The sequence below is a fragment of the Streptomyces sp. NPDC050743 genome (assembly GCF_044456925.1).
GTDB lineage: Bacteria > Actinomycetota > Actinomycetes > Streptomycetales > Streptomycetaceae > Streptomyces.
On sequence record NZ_JBITGJ010000111.1, the window covers coordinates 1 to 20,108 of the forward strand.

General features: G+C 69.9%; 15 protein-coding genes and 4 pseudogenes. 11 read left to right on the plus strand and 8 right to left on the minus strand.

Features of this window, described 5'->3' with window-relative positions; all coding sequences use genetic code 11:
• Positions 1-598: pseudogene (locus ACIBJF_RS45085) on the plus strand (transposase); the annotation flags it as partial.
• Positions 599-607: 9 nt separating this feature from the next.
• Here ACIBJF_RS45085 and ACIBJF_RS45090 read toward each other — a convergent pair.
• The 5 genes and pseudogenes from ACIBJF_RS45090 to ACIBJF_RS45110 all read right to left on the minus strand — a co-directional run bounded on the left by ACIBJF_RS45090 (position 608) and on the right by ACIBJF_RS45110 (position 4,186).
• The gene (locus tag ACIBJF_RS45090; RefSeq protein ID WP_399183206.1) at positions 608-979 is read right to left on the minus strand and encodes a YybH family protein; all 372 of its coding nucleotides are present in this window, start codon (positions 977-979) and stop codon (positions 608-610) included.
• A gap of 32 nt (positions 980-1,011) precedes the next feature.
• Complete coding sequence (locus tag ACIBJF_RS45095; RefSeq protein WP_399183208.1) at positions 1,012-1,725, minus strand: SDR family NAD(P)-dependent oxidoreductase; 714 nt, start codon at positions 1,723-1,725, stop codon at positions 1,012-1,014.
• 128 nt (positions 1,726-1,853) lie between these two features.
• Positions 1,854-2,363: pseudogene (locus tag ACIBJF_RS45100) on the minus strand (LysR family transcriptional regulator); the annotation flags it as partial.
• A gap of 304 nt (positions 2,364-2,667) precedes the next feature.
• Positions 2,668-3,305: pseudogene (locus tag ACIBJF_RS45105) on the minus strand (TetR family transcriptional regulator).
• A gap of 308 nt (positions 3,306-3,613) precedes the next feature.
• Positions 3,614-4,186 (minus strand): ester cyclase, encoded by a 573-nt coding sequence (locus ACIBJF_RS45110; protein WP_399183210.1) that lies wholly within the window; start codon positions 4,184-4,186, stop codon positions 3,614-3,616.
• A 158-nt stretch (positions 4,187-4,344) separates the two neighbouring features.
• On the opposite strand from ACIBJF_RS45110, the gene ACIBJF_RS45115 reads away from it, so the two are divergent.
• Entirely contained in the window at positions 4,345-4,956 is a 612-nt protein-coding gene (locus tag ACIBJF_RS45115; RefSeq protein ID WP_399183212.1) for a TetR/AcrR family transcriptional regulator, read from the plus strand.
• A gap of 282 nt (positions 4,957-5,238) precedes the next feature.
• Here ACIBJF_RS45115 and ACIBJF_RS45120 read toward each other — a convergent pair whose 3' ends face one another.
• Both ACIBJF_RS45120 and ACIBJF_RS45125 read right to left on the minus strand, forming a co-directional pair.
• The gene (locus tag ACIBJF_RS45120) at positions 5,239-5,532 is read right to left on the minus strand and encodes a 2Fe-2S iron-sulfur cluster-binding protein (protein WP_399183213.1); all 294 of its coding nucleotides are present in this window, start codon (positions 5,530-5,532) and stop codon (positions 5,239-5,241) included.
• A gap of 540 nt (positions 5,533-6,072) precedes the next feature.
• Positions 6,073-6,489: a MarR family winged helix-turn-helix transcriptional regulator gene (locus ACIBJF_RS45125; protein WP_399183214.1), complete on the minus strand. Its 417-nt coding sequence runs from the start codon at positions 6,487-6,489 to the stop codon at positions 6,073-6,075.
• Between the two features lie 380 nt (positions 6,490-6,869).
• Here ACIBJF_RS45125 and ACIBJF_RS45130 point away from each other — a divergent pair, with 380 nt between their 5' ends.
• From ACIBJF_RS45130 to ACIBJF_RS45150, 5 genes and pseudogenes are all read left to right on the plus strand, one after another.
• Positions 6,870-9,614: a multifunctional oxoglutarate decarboxylase/oxoglutarate dehydrogenase thiamine pyrophosphate-binding subunit/dihydrolipoyllysine-residue succinyltransferase subunit gene (locus ACIBJF_RS45130; protein ID WP_399183216.1), complete on the plus strand. Its 2,745-nt coding sequence runs from the start codon at positions 6,870-6,872 to the stop codon at positions 9,612-9,614.
• 81 nt (positions 9,615-9,695) lie between these two features.
• Positions 9,696-11,657, plus strand: a complete 1,962-nt coding sequence (gene dxs, locus ACIBJF_RS45135; protein ID WP_399183218.1) for a 1-deoxy-D-xylulose-5-phosphate synthase — start codon at positions 9,696-9,698, stop codon at positions 11,655-11,657.
• A gap of 147 nt (positions 11,658-11,804) precedes the next feature.
• The gene (locus ACIBJF_RS45140; protein WP_399183228.1) at positions 11,805-12,005 is read left to right on the plus strand and encodes a DUF488 family protein; all 201 of its coding nucleotides are present in this window, start codon (positions 11,805-11,807) and stop codon (positions 12,003-12,005) included.
• Positions 12,006-12,206: 201 nt separating this feature from the next.
• Positions 12,207-12,497, plus strand: a pseudogene (locus tag ACIBJF_RS45145) (hypothetical protein); the annotation flags it as partial.
• Positions 12,498-12,585: 88 nt separating this feature from the next.
• The gene (locus ACIBJF_RS45150; protein WP_399183220.1) at positions 12,586-13,245 is read left to right on the plus strand and encodes a hypothetical protein; all 660 of its coding nucleotides are present in this window, start codon (positions 12,586-12,588) and stop codon (positions 13,243-13,245) included.
• Positions 13,246-13,342: 97 nt separating this feature from the next.
• On the opposite strand, the gene ACIBJF_RS45155 is transcribed toward ACIBJF_RS45150, so the two are convergent.
• Positions 13,343-14,422: a TDT family transporter gene (locus tag ACIBJF_RS45155; RefSeq protein WP_399183221.1), complete on the minus strand. Its 1,080-nt coding sequence runs from the start codon at positions 14,420-14,422 to the stop codon at positions 13,343-13,345.
• Positions 14,423-14,990: 568 nt separating this feature from the next.
• Here ACIBJF_RS45155 and ACIBJF_RS45160 point away from each other — a divergent pair.
• The 4 genes from ACIBJF_RS45160 to ACIBJF_RS45175 all read left to right on the plus strand — a co-directional run bounded on the left by ACIBJF_RS45160 (position 14,991) and on the right by ACIBJF_RS45175 (position 19,839).
• The gene (locus ACIBJF_RS45160) at positions 14,991-15,995 is read left to right on the plus strand and encodes a GlxA family transcriptional regulator (RefSeq protein WP_399183223.1); all 1,005 of its coding nucleotides are present in this window, start codon (positions 14,991-14,993) and stop codon (positions 15,993-15,995) included.
• Between the two features lie 579 nt (positions 15,996-16,574).
• Positions 16,575-17,303: a DNA-3-methyladenine glycosylase gene (locus tag ACIBJF_RS45165; RefSeq protein ID WP_399183225.1), complete on the plus strand. Its 729-nt coding sequence runs from the start codon at positions 16,575-16,577 to the stop codon at positions 17,301-17,303.
• A gap of 271 nt (positions 17,304-17,574) precedes the next feature.
• Entirely contained in the window at positions 17,575-19,035 is a 1,461-nt protein-coding gene (locus ACIBJF_RS45170; RefSeq protein ID WP_399183226.1) for an MFS transporter, read from the plus strand.
• 348 nt (positions 19,036-19,383) lie between these two features.
• Positions 19,384-19,839, plus strand: a complete 456-nt coding sequence (locus ACIBJF_RS45175) for a DUF6884 domain-containing protein (RefSeq protein WP_399183227.1) — start codon at positions 19,384-19,386, stop codon at positions 19,837-19,839.
• Positions 19,840-20,108: the final 269 nt, after the last annotated feature.

Sequence of the window (20,108 nt, forward strand, 5' to 3'; positions counted from 1 at the left end):
CTCCAAGCACTGCCCGCACTGTTTGACCCCGCTGCGGCACCGCAAGGCCCCCGACCGGCCCACCGTGTCCGGCTGGAAGTGGGCCATCTGCCCCAACCCTGAGTGCGGATGGCAGGGCGACCGTGACCAGGGCGCCTGGCGGCGTATCGCCGCACGCGGCCTCGCCCACCAGACCAAGACCGTCGTGGACCACTCCACCGGGCAGATGGTGATCCGTGCCGTGGTGGACACAATGGAGGCCAAGGCCGTCCTCACCGCCGTCTCGAAGACCAGCCGGACGGACCGGTCGAAGACCGGTCCCACCCGGCCGCGAACCAACCGCCTCACGCCCAGGCGACGTGAGGTTCCCTCCCCAGTGCGGCCCTCGGGCGGTGCTGGCCAGCGTCCGGAGGGACACGCACCACCGGGCCGGACCCGGCTGCCCCGCGCAGCCCACCGGCACCAGGGCGTGACCACGATCAGCACACCCACCACCAACCGACACCGGCCACGCGGAGCAACACTGGGCGCAGGCTTCCATCTCCACGCTCATGCGTCCCCGCCCAGGTGGGCAGAACCCGTGTCAGACCTCACGGTTCGCATGGGATCGCTTAGCTGATTAGAGACGCTAATCCAGGCGGGATACCTGATAGTGGCCGATGGACCAGTCGTCCCCTGTGCGGACAACGAGGACGGAGAGTTTCACGTCCAGCGGGGGCCGGTCCGCGAACGAGAACTCGACGGCGAGGTAGCCGAGGACGAGGTCGTCGGCGTGCCGCCTGGTCTCGAGGATCCGGTATGCCGCCTTCATGCCGAGGGGCTGGGAGTCGTAGTAGTCGGCGACGCCCTGGCGTCCGACGCTGTAGGGGTGCAGCCCCTGGAAGACGGCGTCCTCGGTGAAGAGGGCGGCGACGCGGTCGGGCTGGTGCGCGTCGACCGCGGCCTTCCACTGGTCGAGCACTCCGCTCAGGATCTCCGCGTCGTCGGTCGTGGCGGTCATGTCCACTCCTTGGTCCAAGACTCGGCGTACGGTCAGTGTCCGGCGCTCATGCCGCCGTCGACGTGCAGGATCTCGCCGGTGACGAAGGGCGCCGTCTCCAGGAAGAGCACTCCGTCGACGATGTCGCTCACTTCACCCATCCGGCCGACCGGGTGCAGGGCGGCGAGGAACTCGTGGGTCTCCTCGGGGTGCATGGGGGTCTTGATGGTGCCGGGCGACACGGCGTTGACGCGGATGCCTCGTGTGGCGTACTCGATCGCCAGGGACTTGGTCGCGGACTGCAGGCCACCCTTGGTCAGCGAGGCGAGGACGGAGGGGACCCGGGCGTCCGGACTGTCCACCAGGCTGGTGGTGACGCTCACGATGTGCCCGCCGCCCTGGGCGAGCAGGTGCGGGAGGGCCTGCTGGGTGAGGTGGAAGAAGCCGGCGACGTTGATGCCGGTCACGCTGGCGTAGTCCTCGGCCGTGTAGTCGGTGAAGGACTTCGCGACGAAGATGCCCGCGTTGTTGACCACGGTGTCGATACGGCCGAACCGCTCGAGTGCCGCGGTGACGACCCGCTCGGCGGTCGCCGGCTCGGCGATGTCGCCCTGAACGGTCAGGACGTCGGCGTCGTCGGCGGGGGCGATGGTGCGCGAGGTGGCGACGATGCCGTAGCCGAGCTTGCGGTAGCCCTGGACGAGGGCGGCGCCGATGCCCTGCGAGGCGCCGGTGATGATCGCGACCTTCTGGTGCTGTGTGCTCATGCTGACCTTCTCCAAAGAGGATGACCGATCACTAGCCGACCGGTCGACTATTTGACCGTAGGCCGGGCGGTTCGGCAGTGGAAGGACCGGCTTCCTACCACCTGGGAGGCACAGCCTCCCAGCGCACGTCAGGCCGGGATCGCGTACGGATCGTCGGCGGGCAGCCAGGCGTCCGGGGCATGGATCCCGAGGTCACCGACGCCGTCCCACAGGGCGTCGACGGCGGCGAGGACTCCGAGGCGGTCCTCGCTCTCGCGCCAGACCAGGGACCAGGTCCAGTAGACCTTCGGCGCGACGATCTCGCGGCGGACCAGGTCGGGCGGGAGCGGAGCGGTCTGCCCCTTGGGCGAGTTGAGGACTGGGCGGGTGCAGCGGCGGACGTGGTCGAAGAAGGCGGGGCCGGTGATGGCACCATCGGAGATGCGCACCGGGCGGGCCCCGGTGACCTGCGTCAGTTCCTCGGCGTACACGTCCCAGGACGCCCAGGAGGTGATGTCATCGTCACTCAGTACATCGGTGTCCCGGGCCGCCACATCCGGTGGGTCGCTGGTGTCTCCGCCCTTCGCGACGGCGTAGAGGCGGTCGGCGCCGATCAGTCGTGCCCGCAACCCGAGCCGCTCGAGGTCCTCGGCGCGCAGAGTCCCATGCCGACGACCGGGCCGGGCCGACGGCGTCCGATGACCGCCCAGATTCCCTGAGCCCATGCCGCAAGGGCGGCCGCCCCGCCCGGTCGCGGGCATGGGCGTCGGCCCTTTTCGCGCAGGCCCCGATCCAGCCTGCTGATGCACGTTTGGACCGGGCTGTCCGCGGGTGCCGGAGCTAACCCAGCCGCCGCCAACTACTCCGGCTGTCTCCTCGGCGCACTCGCGGGCGACCGGCCCGACACAAGCCGCGCCGCCCTCTCCCTCTGATGCGGCATCGCCGTCCCGGCCAGCCGCGTGATCAGAACGCCGTACGGTCCCCGGCCCTCGGCGCGCCCAGCAGGACCCGGCAGTTCTCCCAAAGGGGACTCAACCGCTGGGTGCTGTTGTAGAGCTTGGCGAACATCACCTGGCCTTCCATCTGGGCCACGACGGCGCGCGCCGCCTCACGGGTGTCGGCCACGCCGACCTCGCCGCGCTCACGGGCCTCGGCGATGACGGACTCCACCATGTCGACCTGTGCGTCGAAGATCTCCTGCAGCCGCTCGCGGACCGCCTCGGTCTGGTTGCTCAGCTCCAGAGTGAGGTTCCCGAACAGACAGCCCGCCACGGTGCCGCAGCCCAGCTGTACGGCACGCTGGCCGGCCTCCGTCTCCTCGAACAGCCGCCGCAACCGCCACAGCGGCTCCACGTCACCGGTCAGGGCTTGTGTCCAGTCGCGCTTCTGGACCGCCCAGTGTTCATCGACGACCGCGAGTGCGAGGGCCTCCTTGGACTCGAAGAAGTAGTAGAAACTCCCCGAAGTAGTAGAAACTCCCCTTCGGCACCCCGGCGGCCTTGCAGATCTCGGCCACGCCGAGCGCCGCGTACCCCGCGCTCCTCGATCAGCGAGCGGGCGGCGTCCAGGATCTTCCGCCTGGCGTCACTGGTACGTCCCATGACATCAGCGTACGCAATAACCGACCGGTCGGCTAGCAGTCCAGCGAGCGAACCTCGGGCGGCGGTAGGACGCCGATGCAGGGATAGGCTCTCGGCCCGGTCAGCGCGCGAACAGAAGCACAACGGTCTCAGTTCGTCCCCCCAATCACCCTGCTCCCGTCTGCCGACCTGGGCACTGGTCGGTTCCGCACGAGGAGCCGTTACACGGATACGCCGTCACGCGCGGAGGTCGATCGCATCCGCTGGCGGCCACGGTCCTGGGGCGAGTGCCGCACCGCAGACCTCTCAGCCGACGTGGCGCGGTCGACTCAGCGGCTTTCTGCCGGTTCGTCGCGCAGCAGCGCGGCCGCCTCGGCGGCCTCGGCCGTGACACGGGTGGCGGCGCGTGCGGCTCGCCCGGTCATGCGCCAGGCGATCATGCGGAGTGCCGTGGGCGGGGCCGGCGGAAAGACACCGAGCTGGCCGAGCATGGTGATGTCGTCGCGTACCGCCTCATGGCTCACCACCTTGCCGCCACGGAGGCCGAGTACATGGATCTGCTCGAAATCGATGTCATGCCCGGTGGGGGGTATGGCTTGATCGAGTGCGCCGTCGCGGTAGCGGACGAAAGGCCCCGTGTGGCGACCCCGCATGCGCAGCCGCACCCAGACCTGGTCGTCATTGCGTGCGATGCCGAGGACCGGGAAACGCAGATCACTGAAGGCGGAGCGCATCCACGCACCCGAGGCGAGGACCCCGGCCGGGCCGGGCAGAGCGCAGGCCGGGGGTGCCACGGCCGCCTCGCGGTTGCAGAAGTCCTCATGCACCACGTCGGCGGCCAGCGCCGGGGCACCTGTCTCGAGGACGCGGAAGAGTCCGTAGGCCAGTTCTGTGGGGTCCATTCCCATGATGCGGCTGCCTCTCGTGGGCTGTGCGGTCGCGATGATCACGTGGGTCGGCCCGCTGGACCGGCGGCGTGGCCGCGCATTCGGTCCGAGTTCGACCGGCGCATTTGAGGTTATAGCACGCCTAATGAATTCTCGGCGATAGAATTGCGATCATGCCGTCCAAGCGCTCCTACGTCTCCCCGCTGCGCGAACAGGCGGCCGCGCAGACTCGCGAGCTGATCCTGCGTCAGGCCACAGAGCTGTTCGCCGAACGCGGCTACGGGCGGGTGACCGTCGCCGACATCGCCGCGGCGGCGGGCGTGGCCTCGAAGACCGTCTTCGCGAGCGTCGGGAGCAAGAGCGACATCCTGAATCGGATCGTCGACGAAGGCGTGAACGCATCAGGTTACGAACGCGCGATGCAGACGCTGCTTGAGGAACGGACACCAGAGTCGGTGCTGCGAGCGTTGGCTCATGGCACGCGGATGGGCAACGAGAGTCAGTTCACCGTGCACGAGGCGATCCGCAAGGCGCTGCCCGTCCACGAGGACGGCGAGGCCCTGTGGGAGCGCGCCACCGCGGACTACCGCGACGCGCTGCACACGACCGCCCGCCATATGCACACCCTGACTCCACCGCCCTCCTACCCGGTGGAGGAGACAGCCGACCTGCTCTGGCACTGGTTCGGCCCCACCGGCTGGCGCACCCTGGTGGTCGAGAGCGGCTGGTCCTGGGACCGTGCCGAGGACGTCCTCTATCGCACGGCGGTCGCCGCACTGCGCTGACACCGCTTGCGGGACGGCGGCAAGACGGGGGCGACACGTCGTCTGTCCGGCACCAGGTCGACATCGTCTGACGTTGGCCGGGTGTCGGCTCCGCGCCGCCCGCGCTTCAACGGCGGAACTCAGCAGAGAGGTGCGGTCGAGGCTCATGCAGTCCCGGCCCTGCGCGGTTTCGGTGCTCGGCGGGCCGACGGCCGCCATGGGTATCGAGGGTCTGCGTCCGGCGTGCGATCCACCACGGCTACGTGGCTGGTCAGCCGGCTCCTCACCCGCTTTGTCGGCCGATCACAGATCGAGGACGACCTCGGTGGTCGGCTTGCTGCAGCAGACCAGGACGGTCCCGGGCTCGGGGAGTTCGAGGGGTGGGGTGGTGTAGGTGATGTCGCCTGCGACGAGGTGGGTGATGCAGCTGTGGCACACACCGGTGCGGCAGGACCAGCGGGTGGGGATGTCGCAGGCTTCGGCAAGATCGAGGAGGGTCGCGTGAGCGGGTGACCACGGGGTGGAGATGCCGCTACGGGCGAAGGTGATGAGGGGCCCGGTTGCGGTGGGACCGGGTGGCTGGTGCGGCCGGATCACGGTCGAAGGCGCACGATGAGCCCAGGCAAATCCGACGCTTCGCGGCCCGACCCCTGCTACGACCGGCTCGCCGACCGCTTCGGAGCATTCACCGACCAGCGCTCAACGGAGTACTGGCGTCTGCGCCGCGCACGGCCCGGAGCCACCCGATGAACCACAAACGCCCCGGACGGGGCCCGACCACCGTGACGGTATTCGTCCTCCCCCGGGGTGCGGCTCTTCGATGTGACCGGTCCCGGTCCCGTCGAGGTGTTCGCTGTGGCCAACGAGTTCGGCGGTCAGTATCAGGTGCGGATCGCGTCCGCGGGGCACGGACGTGATCACCTCCGCCGGGACCCGCCTCGGCGCCGATGTGCGGGTCGATGATGTACGGGAGCCATGCGACGTCCTGCTGATCCCGGGGGTCCGGAATGGGAAACGCTGATCAAGGACGTCGCAGTCGATCTCGCCCGCTGTAGGCCACGGGCTGGATTCGCCGCAGAAGCCGCGCCCAGGTGCCGTCCGCCGACCACAGCCGTTGGCGTGGAAAACGAGCGCAGATCAAGTGACGTCACACGATCGGCCGGATGGCTCCTGGGTGTCCGGTCCCGGACCGAGGTGCTGGCGCATCAGCGCCTGCGCGGTCGTCTCGGCGGCGGCGAACCTGGAGCGTCCTGCGTCGGTCAGGGTGGCCTCGACCGTCCTGCGGTCTCCGGCACGACGATGGCGATCAATCAGTCCGGCAGCCTGCAGACCCCTGAGGAGGTAGGACATCCGGTCCCCCGATTCCTGGAGGAACGCCGCCAGCTTGGCAACGGGCACAGATCCGCTCGCGGCCTCGGCGAGCGCGCCGAGAATGAGGTAGTCATGGAGCGACAGTCCGTGCAGCACCCGCAACTCACCGTGCACGAGACCCAAGGTCCGCAGGATCCCTGGAAACTGCCACCGCGTGGTGTCCGACAGGTCGTAGTCGATCATATTCCTTCCCAGGGGTCGGTTCTGCGGCCGCAAGCCCGCGGCCGGAGCATCACAACCAGATTCCATACGACGTCGATCCCGGGACGGACGGACACGAAGCCCTCGGATCAGGACGGCGTCACCTGCCCGCGCTCCGAATATGCGACGACGGCAGGCAGCAGGCCGTCACCCGTCCGATGTCCTGATGTGAGGCCGTCGTGGCGCGCCCGGCCATCCGTCTCCGCACTCCCGGCGTCCTAGCGTCGTCAGTGCGACGCGGTCGAACGGGTCGGTCTCCGCAACGGTTGCGAAGTCCTCGAACACCTGACACGCAGGCGGACGACCGCCGTAGCCGCGTCCGCCATCCCAAGGCTTCACAGAGGAAAGAAGGCGTTCGCGCCATGGCGTCGCAATCAGACACCGCTCGAGCAGCGTCTCACGGGCTGGACTTCGGGCTCAACGAATGGGTCGTGGACGAGCAGCGACGGCGTTACCTCCAGGACCCCGGCTCGGTCGACCAGACGTGGAGGGACTTCTTCGCCACTCTGGTGTCCCCGGCCGACGCGGCCTCCCTGACCGCCTCAGCCCCACACCACAAGGGCACCGACGAGGCGGCGCTCAAGGCGGTCCGGGTCGCGGCGCTCATCCACGCGTATCGCGTGCGCGGGCATCTGATGGCCGGAACGGACCCGCTCATGGCCCGGCCCGCCGCAGCACATCCGGAGCTCGACATCGCCGCGTTCGGACTTGACGACGCGGACCGGGCGGAGGACTTCGCCGTGGACGGGTTCGCCGGGCGCGCCACGATGACACTCGACGAAGTGCTCGGGGCGTTGCGGGAGTTCTACTGCCGCACCGCCGGGTTCGAGTACATGCACATCCAGGACGCCGGGGAACGCCGCTGGATCCAGCAGCGCGTCGAGGGCCCGCAGCGCCGCCCGGACCGTGCCGGACAGCTGCGGATCCTCTACCGGTTGGGGGCCGCGGAGGCCTTCGAGACGTTCCTGCAGACCAAGTACGTGGGCCAGAAGCGGTACTCGCTCGAAGGCGGCGAGTCGGCCATCGTGCTGCTCGACGCCCTGTTGCTCCGCGCCATCGAAGACGGTGTCCAAGAAGCCGTCATCGGGATGGCGCACCGCGGCCGGCTCAACGTCCTGGCCAACATCATCGGCAAGTCCTACGGCCAGATCTTCGACGAGTTCGAGGACGCGGTGGACATCCGGTCGGTCCAGGGCTCGGGGGACGTGAAGTACCACCTCGGCGCGGAGGGCGCCTACCGTGCCCTGGACGGCGGCACCATCGCCGTCTCGGTCGTGGCGAACCCCTCGCACCTGGAGATCGTGGGGCCGGTGGCCCAGGGCGTGGTGCGCGCCAAGCAGGACCTGGCCGGGGACCAGGGCGAGCCCTTCCCCGTACTGCCGGTCGTCCTCCACGGCGACGCGGCCTTCGCCGGCCAGGGCGTGGTCGCCGAGACCCTGAACATGTCGCAACTGCCGGGCTACCGCACGGGCGGGACGGTCCACGTGGTCGTCAACAACCAGGTCGGCTTCACCACCCTGCCCGCCAACGGCCGTTCGAGCACGTACGCCACCCATGTGGCACGGATGGTGGAGGCCCCGATCTTCCACGTCAACGGCGACGACCCGGAAGCCGTCGACCGCGTCGCACGGATGGCCTTCGAGTACCGCCAGACGTTCCACAAGGACGTCGTGGTCGATCTGGTCTGCTACCGGCGCCACGGGCACAGCGAGGTCGACGACCCGTCCATCACGCAGCCGATGATGTACGAACGCATCGAAGCCAAGGATTCGGTGCGCACGCTGTACGCCGCGGCCCTCATACGCCGCGGGGACATCGGCGAGCGGCAGGTGGACAGTGCCCGCCGCAACTACCAGGATCACCTCGAACGGGCCTTCGCCGAGACCCGGGCGCTGCCCGCTCCCGCACTGGCCGAAGACCTTCCTTGCGCCGACGCCGGACAGGCGGCCACCCAGCGCACGGCGACCGCGATCGACGAGGCGACGGCCCGTCAGGTCATCGCATCGCAGACCGACCTGCCGCAGGGCTTCATCGTGCACCCGCGTGTCCTGCCGCAGCTCCACCGGCGTACGGCGACGCTCGACACCGGCACCGTCGACTGGGCCACCGCGGAGACACTGGCGATCGGTGCGCTGCTGCTGGAGGGCGTCCCGGTACGGCTGGCCGGACAGGACTCCCGGCGCGGCACCTTCGGCCAGCGCCACGCCGTACTGACCGACCGGCGCACCGGCGCGGAGCACACGCCGCTGAACTCCCTCAGCCCGCAGGCCGCGAGCTTCGCACCGTACGACTCGATGTTGTCCGAACTGGCGGCGCTGGCCTTCGAGTACGGCTATGCGCAGGCCCGTCCGGAAGCCCTGGTGCTGTGGGAGGCCCAGTTCGGCGACTTCGCCAACGGCGCGCAGACGGTCGTCGACGAGTACATCGCCTCGTCCGAGCAGAAGTGGGGCCAGCGCTCCGCAGTGACCATGCTGCTGCCCCACGGCCTGGAGGGCCAGGGTCCGGACCACTCCTCCGCCCGGATCGAACGCTTCCTGCAATTGTGCGCGCAGGACAACATGACCGTGGCCATGCCCTCCCTGCCGGGCAACTACTTCCATCTGCTCAGGCAGCAGGCGCTGGACGGTGGCAGGCCACTGGTGGTCTTCACCCCGAAGTCGATGCTGCGGTCGAAGGCCGCCGTCTCCGCCCTGGCCGAGTTCACCCAGGGCGGCTTCCGCCCGGTCCTGCCGGACGACACGACGGACCCGGCCCGTGTCTCGCGCGTGCTGCTGTGCTCGGGCAAGGTCTTCTACGACCTCGACGCCCACCGGCACGCCGCGGGCTCGACCGACACGGCGATCGTCCGCGTGGAGCGCCTCTACCCGTTCCCCGACGAGGAACTCGCGGCGGAACTCGCCCGCTTCCCCGCGGCCGCGGACGTGCGGTGGGTGCAGGAGGAGCCGGAGAACCAGGGTGCGTGGTCGTTCGTCGCGCCGCGTCTGCACCGGCTGACCCGGCGCGCTGTGGAGTGCGTGAGCCGGCCCGAGGCGCCCGCGCCCGCGGTCGGCTCGGCCCGCCGGCACGGCGTGGAGCAGAAGGCTCTCGTGACTTCGGCCTTCCAGTGATCAGCGGCTCGCGCGGTGCGCATCGGCTGCCCACCGCGCGTATCCGTCGACACCACGGCAGCATCGAGGAGGAGCAGCGGCATGAGCCTGCTGGCGCGCATCAACCAGCCCGCGGACCTGAGGGGTCTGAGCCATCCAGAGCTGGTCCGGCTGGCCGGGGAGATCCGCGACTTCCTGGTCCGCCACGTCGCGGCCACGGGAGGCCATCTGGGGCCCAACCTCGGCGTCGTGGAACTGACCCTGGCGCTGCACCGGGTCTTCGACTCCCCGCGCGACCGGCTGCTGTGGGACGTCGGGCACCAGGCGTACGTCCACAAGATCGTGACGGGGCGGGCCGGTGAGTTCTCCGGCCTGCGGCAGCGTGGCGGGCTTTCCGGATACCCGAGCCGGGAGGAGTCCACGCACGACCACATCGAGCACTCCCACGCATCGGTGGCCCTGTCGTACGCCGATGGCATGGCCAAGGCCGCACAGCTCGCAGGAGAGTCGGACCGGCACATCGTCGCCGTCGTCGGCGACGGAGCACTCACCGGAGGGCTGGCCTGGGAGGCCCTCAACAACATCGCGGCGGCACCGGACCGGCCGGTGGTGATCGTCGTCAACGACAACGGACGCTCGTACGCACCGACCGTGGGCGGACTCGCCCAGCACCTGGCGGCTCTGCGCGCCCACGCCGGCTACGAGCGTCTGGCCGGCTGGGGCAGACAGGCGCTCGACGGTGCCGGAGCGCCGGGCCGGGCGCTGCACCGCACCCTGCACGCGGCCAAGGAAGGCATCAAGGAGGGCCTGAAAGCGGGCCTCGCAGGGGGCAGCGCGGAGGCCGTGATGCCGCACTCGCTCTTCTGCGAGCTGGGACTGCACTACCTCGGGCCCGTGGACGGCCACGACATCACCGCCCTGGAAGCAGCCCTGGAACGGGCCAAGGCCCATGGCGCGCCGGTCGTCGTCCACTGCATCACGCGCAAGGGGCTCGGATACGCGCCGGCCGAGCAGAACGAGGAGGACCATCTGCACGGCATCGGCATCATCGACCCGCAGACCGGGCACCCTCTGCGGCCCGCTGGTCTGACCTGGACGGCAGTGTTCGGCCGGGAACTGGTCGAACTGGCCGACGCGCACCCGGACGTCGTCGCGATCACCGCGGCCATGCCCGGCTCCGTCGGTCTCAACGACTTCGCCGCACGCTACCCGGCACGGTTCTTCGACGTCGGGATCGCCGAGCAGCATGCGGTCGCCTCGGCCGCCGGGATGGCCATGGCGGGCCTGCATCCGGTGATCGCCCTGTACGGCACGTTCCTGAACCGCGCCCTCGACCAGGTGCTGATGGACCTCGCGCTGCACCGGCTCGGTGCGACCCTGGTCCTCGACCGGTCCGGAGTCACCGGTGACGACGGCCCCAGCCACAACGGGCTGTGGGATCTTGCGATGCTCCAAGCTGTCCCCGGCCTGCGTATCGGGGCTCCCCGCGATGCGCGCACGCTGCGGCGGCAGTTGCGGCAGGCGGTGTCGATCACCGACGCGCCGACGGTCCTGCGCTACCCGAGAGGCATGGTCGGCCCGGCGATCCCGGCGGTCGGCCGCGTCGGTGCGGTGGACGTCCTGCGCGAGGCCCCCGGCGGCGGCGTCCTGCTGGTCGCTGTCGGAACGACGGCCTCGGTCGCTCTCGAAGCGGCGGAGCTCTGCGCCGAGCAGGGGGTGGAGGTCACCGTAGTGGACCCACTGTGGGTCAAGCCGCTCCCCGGCGATCTGCCCGCGCTCGCCGCCGAGCACGCCCTGGTCGTCACGGTCGAGGACGGCCTGCGCGCCGGAGGAGTGGGCACAGCGGTGGCCCAGGGCCTGCAGGAGGCCGGCATCCGCACCCCGGTACGTGCCGTGGGCGTGGCGGACGGGTTTCCCCGGCAGGCCACCCGGGCCGAGATCCTCGCGGAAGCAGGCCTGACCGCTCAGGCGATCGCGCACACCGTCACCCAGACCCTGGCCCGCGCGGCCGTCACCGCGGTACCCACCGGTCCCCGCACCATCCCCGCACCCAAAAGGCAATGAATTCGCATACAAGTAAAATGCTTCTACTGCGAAAGCGGCCGGAGGATGCGTCATGTCCGAGATCATCTGCCGCAGAAGCGACGAGCAGACGCCAAGCGAGGACGGTGAGGTCGGCGAGCGCGTGCTGGTCGGGTCTGGCCGGAAGGTCTGCGCCGGCAAGGCGCACCGCTCGACGAGTGGCTGCGGGAGGTCGCACCATCCATCGAGCTGCAGCGCTGGTACGGCCACCACCCCCAGCGGTTCGGTGAGTTCCGCCGCCGTTATCTCACCGAACTGGGCGATCAACGGCACAAATACGCAGCTGCCCGGCTTCGGACCTGGCCCAACACCGCAGCCTCGCCCTGCTGACCTGAACCCAGGACATGGACCACAGCCATACCGCGGTCCTGGCCGAATGGCTCACCGAACCCGGCTCGCACGATGAGCGGCGCCCGGATGCCGCCCTTCCCGAGCACGGACGTACCGCTCCCGGTTCCCGGCCGCCCGGACACCGCGCGGCCGTCTCCGCCGCGAGAGGCCAATCTCAACACGGGCGCGCTTGCGTTCGTGATGGGCACCGGCATCGTCTCCACGGCCCTGTACGTCAACGGCGCCGACACCGCCTCCGCCGTACTGCTGTGGGTGGCCCTGGCCGGTTATGCCGTACTGGTGCCCGCCTACGGCTGGCGGCTGCTGCGCCGGCGCGAGCGGTTCGTCGCGGATCTCCTCGGGCGGCGTGCCTTCGCGTCCCTCACCCTCGCGATCTCCTCGAACGTGCTGGCTGCTCGCTTGGTGCCGGCCGGACACACCGCGGCCGCCGGGGCGTTCCTGGCGTTCGGGACACTGGGGTGGGTGGTGCTGGACTACGGCATCCGGCTCGCGCTCATCACCACGCTGAAGCGGGGCCCCTCGCTCGACCAGGTGAACGGCAACCTGGTTCCTGTGGTCGGTGGGATCGGAGTCGGTGGCGGTCGCGGCGGCATCGCCGGCCCGGGTGACCCCGGGACACGTACTGGCCGTCCTGGCAGTGGTGTGCTGGGCCGTCGGCCTGATGCAGTACCTGCTGACCGCCGCGCTGGTCCTGGCCCGGCTGCTGGCCCGGCCGGTGCAGCCGGAAGGCCTCATGACGTCCGTATGGATCTTCATGGGGGCGGCGGCGATCGCCGTGCTCGCCGGAGTCCGGCTGATCGCACTCCATCCAGGCACCACGATGTTGTCGCGCCCGCTCGTCATCGGGACGTCCGTCGTCCTGTGGGCGTTCTCAAGCTGGCTGATTCCGCTCCTGCTGGCTCTGGGCGTTTGGCGGCACGCGCTGCGCCGTATCCCGCTGCGCTACGAGCTCGGCTGGTGGAACCTCGTCTTCCCGGTCGGCATGTATGCGGTCACCACGCATGAGCTGGGACGCGCGACCGCAACCTCGTGGATGACGAGCGTGGGCCGCTGGGAGGTCTGGATCGCCGTGGTGTTCTGGGCTGTCGTGTTCGCCCCCATGGTGGCCGCCAGACTCCGGGCCCGCCTCACGACCGCGCACGGATCCGCCGGTGCGGGGCAGACGGCCCGCCCGCAGAGCACGGCCTCGACGGCACCCGGGGCGCTGCCGCTGCCATAGGCACGTGTTGCGGTGCGGCGCGAACCCGGCTGCCCGTCGGCAGACAGCCGGGTTCGCGCGACGCGTCCGTGTCATGCGGAGCGTTGCACGGGCCCTGTCAGCGGCGGGCGCGCTCACGCTGCCGGACAGCATGGCGCAGGGAGTGCCAGGCGACGACCGCCCAGGCGGCGATGAGCAGGGCGTACAGGACGACGGCGATCCAGACGAACAGCTGCGAGCCGGTACGGGCGGCGAGCGCGCTGGTGCCGGTGACGCACGCACCGAGGGGGAAGATGAAGGACCACCAGGTGGCTGCGAAGGGCAGCCCTCTGCGGATTTGCCGTACGGTCAGCGCCGTGGCCAGTACCAGCCACAGCAGGGCGAAGCCCCAGATCCCGAGCCCACCCAGGAGCGCTACGACCGCACTTCCGCGCGCGTACGGGGCGGGGAGCGCGCTCGGCGCCGCCGTGGCCAGCGTCCCCAGCGCCGTCACCGCCTGATCCAGCGCCCCCACGCCGATCCACATCGTGGGCACCACCGCACCGCCGGGCGCGTCATGATGCACCAGGCGGCTGTAGACCATGGCCAGCACCAGCAGGACCGCGACCAACCCGAGCCCGAGCATCGAGTAGCAGCACAGCAGCAGGGCCAGCCGCACCTGCCCGGCCGGCGCCCGCGGGATGAGCAGCGCGCCCGTCGCGGCGGAGACCAGCGGCGGCACCACCGGTAGCAGCCAGCCGCCGAACGCCGCGTCCGGCGTGAAACGGTGCCGCGTGACCATCACATACGGCACCGTGCAGGCGGTGGCAAGACCCAGCACCGTACCGGCCGACCACAGCACCCAGTCCGCATCCACCGCCGCACGCTCCCCGATCAGCCGCCGGCCGAGCAGCAGCGTCCCGGCCCCGACGGTGAGCAGAGCCATCGGCGGCGCCCCGAAGAACTGGGCCAGTACCGGATCACCGGCATGCACCCGCAGCGTCCGCTGCCCTGTATAGCTGACGGCGAGCACGATCAGCAGCAGCGCGGTCCCCGCCCAGACCACCGTGGCGGCCTCGCCGAGCCCGGGAAATCCACGCGGCAGCGTGGCCGCGGCGACAGACACGATCCCGCTGCCCATGACGGCCGCGAACCAGCCGGGACCGAGCCGGCCTCGCTCCCTGCCGTTCCCCTCGTCCGGCTGGTCACGTACATGCACGGATGATCTCGGGGCCGAGCGGACCGCGGACGCTCTCGGGGCCGGGCCGACCTGGGACGGGACCGCTCGGCTGATACTGGGGTGGGGTGTCACGGCGCGGAGTGCCTTCTCTTGGAGTGTCGGATTCGTCACCGTCCACGACCGGCCACGGTGACGGGCCGGCCGACTGGCCGGGCCACACCCAGCAGCTCAGGGACGCGGCCGAGACCGTCGGCCCGTTGGCGCCCTCGACGCTATGGCGAAGCGCGGCTCCCGCCACAGGACAGCACGCGCCATGACGCCCTCACACCAGGACATCGAGCACCGTGCAGGCCCGTTGCCGGGTGCCGGCCGGATGCCCCGATGTCCTTGTCCGAGCGTGTTGTGGCCACCCCTGTGGCCATGACGAGACGGCAAGCGACCGCTGAACACGGGCGAGGCGCCGAAGCCCGATGCCTCGTTCCACACCACGGAAGGCAGCAGCATGCCGCAGGGACGCGGACGACAATCTGCACGGGAGCGGCAGAGCATCGCCGGGCGGATGATGGTGTCCTCCGATGTGGGCCCCAGTCCGTCCGGGAGGCGCACGATGAAGGACAGGCCGTCAGGCAGGAAGCCGCTCCTGGTGACCGTGCTGGTCTTCCCCGGCGTACGGCTGCTCGACGTCACCGGCCCGATCGAGGTGTTCTCGACAGCCAACGAATTCGGCGGCCGCTACCGCGTACGCACGGTCTCCCCTGACGGCGCCGACGTGGTCACCGCAGCCGGCACCGGTCTGCGCGTCGACCTCGCTGCCGCGCAGGTACAGGCGGCCAGCGATGTGGTCGTCATCCCCGGCGGCCCGGAGTGGCCCTCCCTCATCAAGGACGACGCCCTGCTGGACGCCATCAGGGCGCTCGACGCACATGGTTGCCGCACCGCGTCCATCTGCACCGGAGCCTTCCTCATCGCCGCGGCCGGACTGCTCGACGGACGCAAGGCGACAACGCACTGGCGCTTCGCCGACCAGCTCGCCCTGCGCTACCCGAAGGTGAGCGTGGAAGCGGACGCCCTGTTCGTACGCGACGGCCACATCATGACCTCCGCAGGCGTCACCTCGGGCATCGATCTCTCGCTCGCCCTGGTCGAGGAGCACCTCGGCGCCGACGTCGCCCGCGCCGTGGCCAAGGACATGGTCGTGTTCATGCAGCGGCCGGGCGGCCAGTCCCAGTTCAGTGTCCGCACCCACACCCCGCGCGCGAGACAGGAGATGCTGCGCCGGGTCCTGGACGCGGTCGCCGAGGACCCGTCCGCCCCGCACACCCTTGCCGCCATGGCGCGCCGGGCGGGTGTGAGCACCCGCCACATGACACGCCTGTTCCACGACGAGATGCACACGACCCCGGCCCGCTACGTCGAGCAGGTCCGCATGGAGGCCGCCCAGGCGATGCTGGAAGACAGCGACGACCCCATGGCCACGGTGGCCCGGCGCACCGGCTTCGGGTCACCGGAGTCCCTGCGTCGGGCCTTCACGCGCAACCTTGGCATCACGCCGGGAGCCTACCGGGCACGCTTCCGCACCACGCACACCGCAGTCGACGGCAAGGGCTCCTGAGCCCTGGAGGTATCCGACGAGCACAGACAATCGCCGAAATCCGACAGGCAGGCCGGCCGTGCCGGACGAGGCCAGTCAGGCCTCCTCGACAGTCTGTCCCAAGCACCGGCTCTGCGAGCGCGACCCGCCACGCGGGCGCGCCGAAAGGACCGGCGAAGTACTGCGTCTCGTGCACGACCTGCTGGTCGGCGAATTCCATGACGCTCGCCGAGTACGAAGGCGCACCGTCGTAGATGGTGACGCATTCGCTCACCCATACATGCGCGTGGCCAGTGACGCGCAGGAGGGTGAAGCGCCGGTCGGCCGGATGCCCGCCGCGTTGTCTCGCGGCCCCGGAAACGTTCGCCCGACTGCGGATAGTCCAGCATCGCGTCCGCAGCCTGGATCGCGTGCTCGGCCTCGATGTCACCTCGTCCGGAAGCGTGTTCCTTCCTCCAACGGCCTGGTGGGCGTTCGGCTCGAAGGTCCGTATCCGAGTGCCTCACGGCAGTTTCTCGGGCCATGGGGCGACGCATGGAGAGCGCTGGGACGGTGGGGCGTCGGATCCGGCGTCCCGGAATCTCGACAGGAGGCAGCGGCTTGGCAGAGAACCGGACGGTCCCGGGCGTGGCCAGGACCGATCACGAGCAGTTGCAGGCGTTCGATGAGCCGGGGGCTGCGTCGGCAGGGCGGTCCGCCTTGCGCGAACACTTCTTCGACCGGCCCGCCCTCGAGGTGGCTCCCGAACTCCTGGGGGCTCTCGTGGTCTCGCGCTCGCAGCGCGGCGTGACGGCGGTGCGTATCACCGAGGTGGAGGCGTACGAGGGGCCCGATGACCCGGCCTCGCACGCGTTCCGGGGCCCGAACCGGACCAATCGAGCGGAGTTCGGGGCCCCGGGGACCTTCTATGTGTACCGGACGCACGCGGTGCATCGGTGCCTGAACGCCGTCTGCGGACCCGGGCGGCGTCCCGCTTCGGTGCTGCTCCGCGCCGGCACCGTCGTGGAGGGAGCAGACGTCGCGCAAGAACGCCGGGGGCCTGGGGTACAGGCGCGCGATCTGGCGCGCGGCCCGGCCAACCTCGCGCGAGCGTTGGGCATCGCCGATCTGCATCATGACGGACAGTCAGCATGCGACGCAGCGGCGGAGTTGTTCCTCGCGGAACCCGCCGGGGGCGTCTCGTCCGCGCGGGTCGGTCGAGGGCCGCGGACGGGGGTGGGCGGTCCTGCTGCTTCGTACGCCTGGCGCTTCTGGATGCTGGGCGAGTCGAGTGTCAGCCCCTATCGGGCGCACCCGGGGTACCGCCGAGGGATGAGGGCGCAGGGCTGACCCCTCCGTCCCTCGCGGGACACCGCAGGTGCCGACGCCGTTCCTCGGAGGCGGCGGCACCCGAAGGTGTTTCAGGCTCGCTCCGGTACCGATCCCGCAGCGACGACCGAATGTGCGCCTTCGCTGTCCTTATCCGCGGCCACGCACACCCGGCGCCTGCGAGTTGAACACCTCAGGAAATGTCCGTGGGCCGGGCCGGCTCGCGCCCTCGCCTCCTGAGACGGCGTCCGAGGGCACGGCGGCGGCCCGACCGAACAGAAGGCGATCAGTGATGACTGCGATCAGTCCCACTCCCGAACCGGATCCGCGCAGGTGGCGCGCGCTCGGGATCATCTGCCTCGTGCAGGTGATGCTGCTCCTCGATGTGACCGTGGTCAATGTCGCGCTTCCTCCCATCCAGCACGATCTCGGCTTCACGACCACGGGCCTGGCATGGGTCGTCAACGGCTACACCGTCACCTACGGTGGGCTGCTGATGCTTGGCGGACGCCTGGGTGATCTGCTCGGCCGCAGACGCCTCTTCCTGACCGGCTTGGCGATCTTCGCGCTGGCGTCGGCGAGCGCGGGAGCGGCCCAGCAAGCCGGTGTACTGATCGCCGGCCGCTTCGTACAGGGCGTCGGTGCGGCACTCGTCAGCCCGGCAGCCCTGTCCCTGGTGACGCTGCTCTTCACACAGCGGCAGGAAAGGGCACGGGCCATGGCCATCTGGAGCGGCCTGGCCGGAGTTGGGGTAGCCCTGGGAGTCGTGCTCTCGGGCATCCTGACCACCATCGCCTCCTGGCGTTGGATATTCTTCATCAATCTGCCCATCGCCGCGTTCGCGTTTTTCGCCACTCTCAAACTCGTCTCCGAAAGCCGGGCCACCAAGCGCGGTCGGCCTGACGTCCTCGGCGCCGTCACGGTCACCCTCGGTCTGCTCCTGGTCGTGTTCGGCCTCCTGGAGAAGGACAGTCACGTATGGTTCTCGTTCCCCGTACTGGGTTGCGTCGGGATCGGTGTGCTCTGCCTGATCGGCTTCGTGCTGGTGGAGGCTCACGTGGCCCAGCCCCTGGTGCCCCTCGCATTCCTGCGCTCACGTAACCGGAGCATCGCCAACATCGTGCGCATCTGCTACTACGTCGGGTTCGCCACCCTTTTCTTCTCACTGAGCCTGTATGTCCAGCGCATACTGCACTTTTCCGCACTGGCGACCGGATTCGCCTTTGTACCGTTCGGGTTGGTCATTCTCTTCAGCGCCACCGTGATGGCACCACGCCTCCTTCCCCGGTTCGGTCTGCGGGCCCTGAACGGAGGAGGGCTCGCGGTCACCACGGTCGGCTACGTCCTCCTTGCCGGCCTCAGCAGCCACGGCACCTACGTGGCCGACGTACTGCCCGGACTGATCCTCGTGCCGCTGGGAGGCGGCCTCGTCCTCGTCGGATCCACTGTCGCCGGAGTGGACGGCGCCACCGGTGAGGACGCGGGCATCGCCACCAGCATGAACAATGCGTCCATGCAGATCGGCAGCGCCATCGGCCTGGCTGCCCTGGTCTCACTGGGCACCGGCCACGCCGCCGCGCTGCGGCGTGCGGGCGCCGACCAGGTGACCGCCGCCGCGCACGGTTACGCCTTCAGCTTCACCATCGCCGCCAGCCTGACGGCCTTCGGCGCGCTCCTCGGCTTCGCCGGAATCCACCCGACACCGGCCGAGACTCCGACGGTGAGGACCAACGCCAAGGAGCGCGTGGTCTGACGTGCCGCCGGCGGCGAAAGCGAGAGTCCGCGGCCGCGGCGGGCCTGGCGGAACGGTGCTGCCGCTGCGCGTCAGGGGACATAGTGGGCCTGCTCGAAGAGGCCGAGTGTGCACCAACTGTTCGTGCGACGGCGGCATTGCCGGGTCTGAGCTTCCATCGGCCGCCTCCCCTGCCCCTCCCGTGGACGCCTCAGGCCGGCCATCCGGCATGACCCTGTGCTTCTCGAACTCCGCTCCGCCATAGCCATCCCCCGGCCCGACCGCCCGGCAGGCGGGTCTCCACCAGAACACGCCGGGCGCGCACACGACCAGTACTGCTCACATCACAGCACAGGCAGGACCACAGACATGACCACAAACGACCATCTCGACTACTTCAAGCCGCAACTCGTCGTCATCCCGTGCGGCAGCCGCAAACTGGGCTCGCCCGCGCGCTCCGCAGACATGTACGTAGGCTCCTACCACCGGGCATGCCGCAAGGCCGCCGACGCACTGCAACCTGACCTGCTGCTCATTCTCTCCGCACGCCACGGGCTCCTCGACCTCGACGACGTCATCGAGCCGTACGACACACCTCATGGCGCAGCCGACGCGGTAACGAGCCAGGTCCTTCTGGAACAGGCAACCGTGCGTGACATCGTGGGCCTTGACCCGGTGGTGGCCCTCGGCGGTGCACGACACATCAGCCTCGTGCGCTCCGTCTGGCCGCACGTCCACACGCCGTTGGCCGGAGCACGCGGTATGGGTGAGCAAATGGCCCGGCTTGCAGCATTGCGCGAGGGACGGGGAATGCCTCTGACATGACGCTTCGTGCGGCGACCGCGAGGCAGGCCTCGCCGCCATGTGCCGAGGCGCATGGCACTGCGGGAACTGGGGAGCGTTCCAGAAGTGACGGTCGTACATGGTGTGGTGGTACCACAGCGCCACGTCGTGAAGCTGATGGTGGAGGCGGTGCCGACCTCTTGCTCCTCAGGGCATCCTAAGAGTCATCACGTAATGAGGTGATGCCCACCCGATGTCCGTGCGGGGCCAGCAGGCCGGGGTGGCGTGCTTGCTCCGTTCGGCCGGCTGTT

Coding starts and splice junctions, on each gene's coding strand:
- ACIBJF_RS45090 (WP_399183206.1), bottom strand. CDS start 979: ATGACCGCCACGACCGACGACGCGGAGATCCTGAGCGGAGTGCTCGAC.
- ACIBJF_RS45095 (WP_399183208.1), bottom strand. CDS start 1,725: ATGAGCACACAGCACCAGAAGGTCGCGATCATCACCGGCGCCTCGCAG.
- ACIBJF_RS45110 (WP_399183210.1), bottom strand. CDS start 4,186: ATGGACCCCACAGAACTGGCCTACGGACTCTTCCGCGTCCTCGAGACA.
- ACIBJF_RS45115 (WP_399183212.1), top strand. CDS start 4,345: ATGCCGTCCAAGCGCTCCTACGTCTCCCCGCTGCGCGAACAGGCGGCC.
- ACIBJF_RS45125 (WP_399183214.1), bottom strand. CDS start 6,489: ATGATCGACTACGACCTGTCGGACACCACGCGGTGGCAGTTTCCAGGG.
- ACIBJF_RS45130 (WP_399183216.1), top strand. CDS start 6,870: ATGGCGTCGCAATCAGACACCGCTCGAGCAGCGTCTCACGGGCTGGAC.
- dxs (WP_399183218.1), top strand. CDS start 9,696: ATGAGCCTGCTGGCGCGCATCAACCAGCCCGCGGACCTGAGGGGTCTG.
- ACIBJF_RS45160 (WP_399183223.1), top strand. CDS start 14,991: ATGAAGGACAGGCCGTCAGGCAGGAAGCCGCTCCTGGTGACCGTGCTG.
- ACIBJF_RS45170 (WP_399183226.1), top strand. CDS start 17,575: ATGACTGCGATCAGTCCCACTCCCGAACCGGATCCGCGCAGGTGGCGC.
- ACIBJF_RS45175 (WP_399183227.1), top strand. CDS start 19,384: ATGACCACAAACGACCATCTCGACTACTTCAAGCCGCAACTCGTCGTC.